This is a genomic window from Micromonospora sp. NPDC049171 (genome assembly GCF_040648275.1).
Classification (GTDB): domain Bacteria; phylum Actinomycetota; class Actinomycetes; order Mycobacteriales; family Micromonosporaceae; genus Micromonospora.
Map to the genome: position 1 here is coordinate 56,809 of NZ_JBEZDJ010000042.1, position 7,062 is coordinate 63,870.

The 7,062-nt window shown below is 71.9% G+C and carries 5 protein-coding genes; 2 read left to right on the forward strand and 3 right to left on the reverse strand.

What is annotated here, in order from left to right; all coding sequences use genetic code 11:
• Positions 1 to 37 precede the first annotated feature (37 nt).
• A complete protein-coding gene (sucB, locus tag AB0B14_RS34640) occupies positions 38 to 1,879 on the reverse strand; it encodes a 2-oxoglutarate dehydrogenase, E2 component, dihydrolipoamide succinyltransferase (RefSeq protein WP_357074885.1) in 1,842 nt (613 codons plus the stop codon).
• Positions 1,880 to 1,946: 67 nt separating this feature from the next.
• Positions 1,947 to 3,338, reverse strand: coding sequence for a dihydrolipoyl dehydrogenase (gene lpdA / locus AB0B14_RS34645; protein WP_357074882.1), 1,392 nt, complete (start codon positions 3,336 to 3,338; stop codon positions 1,947 to 1,949).
• A 178-nt stretch (positions 3,339 to 3,516) separates the two neighbouring features.
• Between lpdA and AB0B14_RS34650 the strand changes: the two genes are divergently transcribed.
• On the forward strand, positions 3,517 to 3,846 hold the full coding sequence (locus tag AB0B14_RS34650; RefSeq protein WP_357074879.1) for a hypothetical protein: 330 nt from the start codon (positions 3,517 to 3,519) through the stop codon (positions 3,844 to 3,846).
• A 108-nt stretch (positions 3,847 to 3,954) separates the two neighbouring features.
• On the opposite strand, the gene AB0B14_RS34655 is transcribed toward AB0B14_RS34650, so the two are convergent.
• Positions 3,955 to 5,529, reverse strand: a complete 1,575-nt coding sequence (locus tag AB0B14_RS34655) for a leucyl aminopeptidase (protein ID WP_357074876.1) — start codon at positions 5,527 to 5,529, stop codon at positions 3,955 to 3,957.
• A 162-nt stretch (positions 5,530 to 5,691) separates the two neighbouring features.
• Here AB0B14_RS34655 and gcvT point away from each other — a divergent pair, with 162 nt between their 5' ends.
• Positions 5,692 to 6,822: a glycine cleavage system aminomethyltransferase GcvT gene (gene gcvT / locus AB0B14_RS34660; RefSeq protein ID WP_357526301.1), complete on the forward strand. Its 1,131-nt coding sequence runs from the start codon at positions 5,692 to 5,694 to the stop codon at positions 6,820 to 6,822.
• The last annotated feature ends 240 nt before the right edge of the window (positions 6,823 to 7,062 follow it).

Sequence of the window (7,062 nt, forward strand, 5' to 3'; positions counted from 1 at the left end):
GGTCGACGACCGGGGCGCCTCTACGCGATGCGCGGGATCAGGACAGGCCCAGCTCCGCCTCGAAGTTGCCGGCCTCCAGCCGCTCCTTGATCGCGACCAGGAAACGGACCGCGTCGGCACCGTCGATCAGCCGGTGGTCGTAGGACATGGCCAGGTAGACCATCGACCGGACCGCGACGACCTCGCCCAGATCCGGGTCGTTGACCACGACCGGCCGCTTGACCACGGCACCCGTGCCGAGCATCGCCGACTGCGGCGTCGGCACGATCGGCGTGTCGAAGAGGGCGCCCCGGCTGCCCGTGTTGGTCAGCGTGAAGGTCGCCCCGGCGATCTCGTCCGGGCTGATCTTGTTGATCCGGGTCCGCTCGGCCAGGTCGGCCACCCGCTTGGCGATGCCGCCCAGGTTGAGGTCACCGGCGTTGTGGACGACCGGCACGACGAGGCCCCGCTCGGTGTCCACGGCGATGCCGAGGTGCTCCGCGTTCGGGTAGCTGATCGTGCCCTCGGCCAGGTCCATCCGGGCGTTGACGATCGGGTACGTCTGCAGCGCCTCGACGGTGGCGAGAGCGAAGAACGGCAGGAAGGACAGCTTCACGCCGTGCCGCTGCTGGAACGAGTCCTTCGCCTGCGCCCGCAGCTTGGCGACCCGCGTGACGTCCACCTCGATGACAGTGGTGAGCTGCGCCATCTCGTGCAGCGACTCGTGCATCCGCTTGGCGATCGCCTTGCGGGTCCGGGTCAGCTTCTCGGTGGTGCCCCGCTTGCCGCTCGGCTGCGGCTTGACGGCCGGCTTGGCCGCAGCCGCCGACGGTGCGGCGGCCGGCTGCGCGGCGGGAGCGGGAGCGGCCTTGGCAGCCTTCGCCTTCTCGGCCGCGTCGAGGACGTCCTGCTTGCGGATCCGGCCACCCACGCCGGTGCCGTTGAGCGTGGACAGGTCGACGCCGTGCTCACTGGCCAGCTTGCGCACCAGCGGGGTCACGTACCCGGCGGCCTCCTCGCCGGCACCCGGCGCCGGGGCGGACGGGCGCGACGGCGCCGAGGTCGCCGCGGCCGGCTGCGCGGCCTGCTCGGTCTTCGCCGGCTGCGCCGAGCTCTCGGTCTCCGCGGCCGGTTCGTTGTACGACATGCCCGGCGTGGGCTCGTCGACCTTCGGCTCCTGCTTCGGCGCGGCCTTCGGAGCCGGCGCCTCCGCCTTCGGCTCGGGCTTCGGCTCGGGCTTCGCCTGGGTGGGGGCCGCACCGGCAACGCCGATGATCGCCAGGTCGGCGCCGACCGCCGCGGTCTCGTCCTCGGCGACCCTGATCTCCAGGACGGTGCCGGCGACCGGCGAGGGGATCTCGGTGTCCACCTTGTCGGTGGAGACCTCCAGCAGCGGCTCGTCGACCTCGATGGTCTCGCCGACCTGCTTGAGCCAGCGCGTGACAGTGCCCTCGGTGACGCTCTCACCCAGGGCCGGCATCTTCACCGCGGTGCCCTCGCCCGAGGAGGCGGCGGCCGGAGCCGGTGCCTCGGCCGGGGCCTCGTCCTGGGCCACCTCGTCGGCGGTGCCCTCGGCGGCGGCCGTCGGCTCGGTGACCGGCTCGACCGACTCGGCCGGGGCCTGCTCCTGCGGGGCGGCCTCGCCACCGCCGGTCGACTCGCCCTCACCGGCGATGACCGCCAGCTCGCTGCCGACCTCGGCGGTCTCGTCCTCGCCGACCACGATCCGGCTCAGCACGCCCGCCGCGGGCGACGGGATCTCGGTGTCGACCTTGTCGGTCGAGACCTCGAGCAGGGGCTCGTCGACCTCGACCGTGTCGCCCTCCTGCTTGAGCCAGCGAGTGACGGTGCCCTCGGTGACGCTCTCGCCGAGCCGGGGCATGGTGACCGATACCGGCATGTTCTGAGACTCCTTCATTCCCCTGGTGGGATCTTCGCCCGTCGCCGGACGCCGCGGTTGTGGATGATCAGGCGTGCGCGTGCAGCGGCTTGCCGGCGAGGGCCAGGTGCGCCTCGCCCAGGGCCTCGTTCTGGGTCGGGTGGGCGTGCACGAGCTGGGCGACCTCGGCCGGGTAGGCCTCCCAGTTGTAGATGAGCTGCGCCTCACCGATCAGCTCACCCACCCGGGCGCCAATCATGTGTACCCCGACCACGGGGCCGTCCTCCACCCGCACCAGCTTCACGAAGCCGGTGGTCTTGAGGATCTGGCTCTTGCCGTTGCCGCCCAGGTTGAAGTTGACGGTCTTGACCTTGTCGGCGCCGTACTGCTCCTTGGCCTTCGCCTCGGTCAGGCCCACCGACGCCAGCTCCGGGTCGCAGTAGGTGACCCGCGGGATGCCGACCTCGTCGATCACGGCCGGGGTCTGCCCGGCGATCTCCTCGGCGACGAAGATGCCCTGCTGGAAGCCGCGGTGCGCGAGCTGGAGGCCGGGCACGATGTCGCCGACCGCGTAGACGTTCGGCACGCTGGTGCGCAGCCGCTCGTCGGTCAGCACGTAGCCGCGGTCCATCTTGACGCCCTGCTCCTCGTACCCGAGGTTGGCGGTGTTCGGGCCGCGACCGACGGCGACCAGCAGCAGCTCCGCCTCGACGGTCTCGCCGCCGGAAATGGTCAGCTTGACGCCGTTCTCGGTCTTCTCGACCTTCTCGAACGGCTTGCCGACCTTGAAGTTGATCTTCCGCTTGCGGAACGCCCGCTCCAGCGCCTTCGACGACTCCTCGTCCTCGGCGGCGACCAGCCGGGGCAGCGCCTCGACGATCGTCACGTCCACCCCGAAGGACTTCCACACGCTGGCGAACTCGACGCCGATCACGCCGCCACCGAGCACGATCACCGACGACGGCACCCGGTCCATCATGAGCGCGTGGTCGCTGGTGATGATCCGCTCGCCGTCGACCTCCAGGCCGGGCAGGCTCTTGGCGTACGAGCCGGAGGCCAGGACGATGTTGCGGCCGGTGTAGCGCTTGCCGTCGACCTCGACGACGTTCTTGCCGACCAGCTTGCCCGCGCCGGCCACGAAGGTGATGTTCTTCGAGCTGCCCACCAGGCCCTGCAGGCCCTTGTACAGGCGGGAGATCACACCGTCCTTGTACGAGTTGACCCCGGCCATGTCGATGCCGATCAGCTCGGCCTTCACACCGAACTGCTCCGACTCGCGGGCCTGGTCGGCGATCTCGGCGGCGTGCAGCAGCGCCTTCGTCGGGATGCAGCCGTTGTGCAGGCAGGTCCCGCCGAGCTTGCCCTTCTCGATCAGCGCGACCTTCAGGTCCAGCTGGGCGGCGCGCAGCGCCGCCGCGTAACCGCCGCTGCCACCTCCGAGGATGACGATGTCGAAGGTCGCTTCGTTCGGCTCGCTCACGTCCAACTCCCAGGTCGCGTCGCTGCATCGGGGGTCACGGGGGTGTAACACAGACACACCCCACCTCGGTCATCTTGTCACCACCGGGCACAGGGTGCGTACCGAGGTGCCCAACGACACGTCATCGACACGTACCCTTGGCACCGTTGTCGATGACGCACGGTGGGGGAGAGGTCCGGTGGGGTTGTTCCGGCGCCGCAAACAGGCGGCTGTGCCGAGCCGTGATCGTGTCGCCGATCGTGGCGACCTGGACCATCTGGAGAACTTCGTCCGGAGCCGGCGTGGCGTCGAGGCGTTCATCGAGCCGCGGACGACGGTGACCGAGACCACCGTCATCCTGATCGCCGACGACGGGGAGTGGACCCGGCGGCGCATCGACGGCCCGGACGGCGCCCGGCGCTTCGCGTACCGGATGGGCATCCCGGTGTACGACGTCCGGCTGATGGGCTACCCGCAGCGGATGCGCGACTTCAACGAACGGCGCAAACGCCGCCCCGAGCGGCACTGAGGCGCGAAGCCCGCCCGAGCGGCACCGAGGCGCGAACGCCGCCGCGAGCGGCAGCGAGACGTGCGGAAGGGCCGCCCGCGTCGGCGGGCGGCCCTTCCCGGAGCTTCGTCAGCCGTTGGCGGCGACGTCCTCGACGAGCTGCACCAGCATGCGGACCGGGACGCCGGTGCCGCCCTTGGTCCAGTAGCCGGTCGGCTCGCCCGAGTGGTAACTCGGGCCGGCGATGTCGATGTGCGCCCAGGCCACGTCGTCGGTCACGAACTCGCGCAGGAACACCCCGCCCTGCAGCATGTGACCGGCCCGGTCCATCCCGGCGTTGACCTGCGAGATGTCCGCCACGTCGGACTCCATGCCCTTACGCACGTCGTCGGGCAGCGGCATCGGCCAGGCGGGCTCGCCGACCGCGTCGCCGGCCACCTGGACCCGCTCGCACAGCTCCGGGGTGCCCATCACGCCGGCCACCCGCTTGCCCAGCGCGACCACCTGGCCACCGGTCAGGGTGGAGGTCTCGAACAGGTAGTCCGTGCCGTCCGCGCAGGCACGGGCCATGGCGTCGCCCAGGATCATCCGGCCCTCGGCGTCGGTGTTGAGCACCTCGACCCGCTTGCCGTTGAACATGGTGATCACGTCACCCGGCCGGTAGCTGGTGCCCGACGGCATGTTCTCCGCCATCGGCAGGTAGGCGCTGACCGCCACCGCCGGCTTCAGCGCGGCGATCGCCAGCATGGCCGCGCCCACCGCGGCCGCGCCGCCCATGTCGGACTTCATCTCCCACATGCCCTGCGCCGGCTTGATCGAGATGCCGCCGGTGTCGAAGGTGATCCCCTTGCCGACAAGCGCGACCCGCTTGCCGTTGCCGCCGTTCTGCGGCGTGTAGGTGAGTTTCACCAGCCGGGGCGGGGCCTCCGAGCCCTGACCGACCGCGACGATGCCGCCGTAACCGCCGGCGGCCAGCGCCGCCTCGTCCAGCACCTCGACGCCGAGGCCCGCGTCCCGGGCGGCACCGGCGACCGCGTCGGCGAACGACGGCGGCCGCAACTCGTTCGGAGCGGTGTTCACCCAGTCCCGGGTGAGCCGGACCGCGTTCGCCACCACCTGCGCCCGGGTGACCTCCGCCTGGGCGCCCGCGTCATCGGCGTCCGGCACCGCGATCAGCACCTCGGTCACCGGCTCCCGCCGGGTCGGCTGCGGACGGGTCTTGTAGCCGGCGAACCGGTACCCGCCGAGCAGCGCGCCCTCCGCGACCGCGCGCAGCTCGGCCGACGCGTCCGCGTCGTCCGGCAGCGGCATCGCCAGCGCGACCCTGGGCGCGCCCGCCAGGGCCCGGATCGCCGAACCGGCGGCCCGGCGCAGCGTCTCCGGGGCCGGGGCGGCACCCGACGGCTCCGGGCCGAGCCCGACCGCGGCGACCAGCGGGGCGGTCACGGTGCCCAGCGTGGCCAGCTTGATGACCTCACCCGGCCCACCGGTCGCGCCGAGCAGCGCCAGCGTCTCGGTCAGCTTTCCGTCGAACGCGGCGGCGATGCTCTCCGCGCCGCTGGCGAGCAGCAGGGTGCCGGCGAGGCCGCTCGTGGCGCCCTGCTCTCCGGTCTGGCTGTGCACGCCGATCACGATCGCGTCGACGGCGAGCTCGGCCGGATCGGTGTCGACCAGGCTCAGGTTGGTGGTGCGGGGCGATGTCACTGAAGCTACTCCGGGCGGGCCGGGCCGGTCGCGGCGTCGCGTACCGGCGGTGAAGGTCTTCGGCGGAACGTACCCGCCGAACGTCATGGTTGTCCCGCCGACAGCGCCAGCGGGCTCCCGCCGATGCTAACCAGCGACCTGGCCCCCGGTAAGTTGCCACCCATGACCGACGTGACCTCCGACGCCGCCGCGACCCGGCTGCGTCGTTCCCCGCTGCACGAGCGGCACACCGCCGCCGGCGCCAAGTTCGCCCCCTTCGGGGGCTGGGAGATGCCGCTGGAGTACGCCGGCGGCGGGGTGCTCAAGGAGCACACCGCGGTGCGGACCGCGGTCGGGGTCTTCGACGTGTCGCACCTCGGCAAGGCCCGGGTCAGCGGCCCCGGCGCGGCCGACTTCGTCAACTCCTGCCTCAGCAACGACCTGGGCCGGATCGGGCCGGGCCGGGCGCAGTACACGCTCTGCTGCGACGACGCCACCGGTGGCGTGGTGGACGACATCATCGCCTACCTGTACGCCGACGACCACGTGTTCCTCATCCCGAACGCCGCGAACACCGCCGAGGTGGTGCGCCGGTTGCGCGCCGCCGCGCCCGCGCAGGTCACCGTCACCGACGAGCACGACGGGTACGCCGTGCTGGCCGTGCAGGGCCCCCGCTCAGCCGCGTTGCTGGCCGCCCTCGACCTGCCCACCGAACACGGCTACATGAGCTTCTCCGCGGCGAGCCTGGCCGGGGTGGAGCTGACCGTCTGCCGTACCGGGTACACGGGCGAGCTGGGATACGAGCTGGTGGTGCCGGCGGAGCACGCGGTGACCGTCTGGGACGCCCTCTTCGCCGCCGGGGAGGCGTTCGAGCTGCGGGCCTGCGGCCTGGCCGCCCGGGACACCCTGCGTACCGAGATGGGCTACCCACTGCACGGGCAGGACCTCTCGGTGGACATCACCCCGGTGCAGGCCCGCTCGGGCTGGGCCGTCGGTTGGGACAAGCCGGCCTTCTGGGGCCGCGACGCGCTGCTCGCCGAGAAGGCCGCCGGCCCCCGGCGTACGCTGCGCGGCCTGGTGGCCGTCGACCGGGCCATCCCCCGCCCCGGCATGACCCTGCACGTGGGCAACACCCAGGTCGGCGAGGTGACAAGCGGCACCTTCTCCCCAACCCGCAAACAGGGCATCGCCCTGGCCCTGCTGGACACCGACGCCAACCTCGCCGAAGGCGACGAGGTCGAGATCGACATCCGAGGCCGCCGAGCCCCCCTGACCCTAACCAAACCCCCCTTCGTAACCCCCTCAGTGAAGTAACCCACCCCCCCCGTCCCCCGTCCCCCCGTCCCCCCGCCCCCCCGTCCCCCCGTCCCCCTCCCCCCACCACCGTCCCAGGCCCCGTTGATCATGGAGTTATAGCCGCCGCCGTCGGCGTGTCATGGCTATAACTCCATGATCAACCGGGGCGGCGGGATGTGCATCGACGCCTTCAGCGAGTATTACCACGCCCAGGCGCTGCACAACGTCCCGCCGAAGGAGTCCCGGGACGCCCGCCAC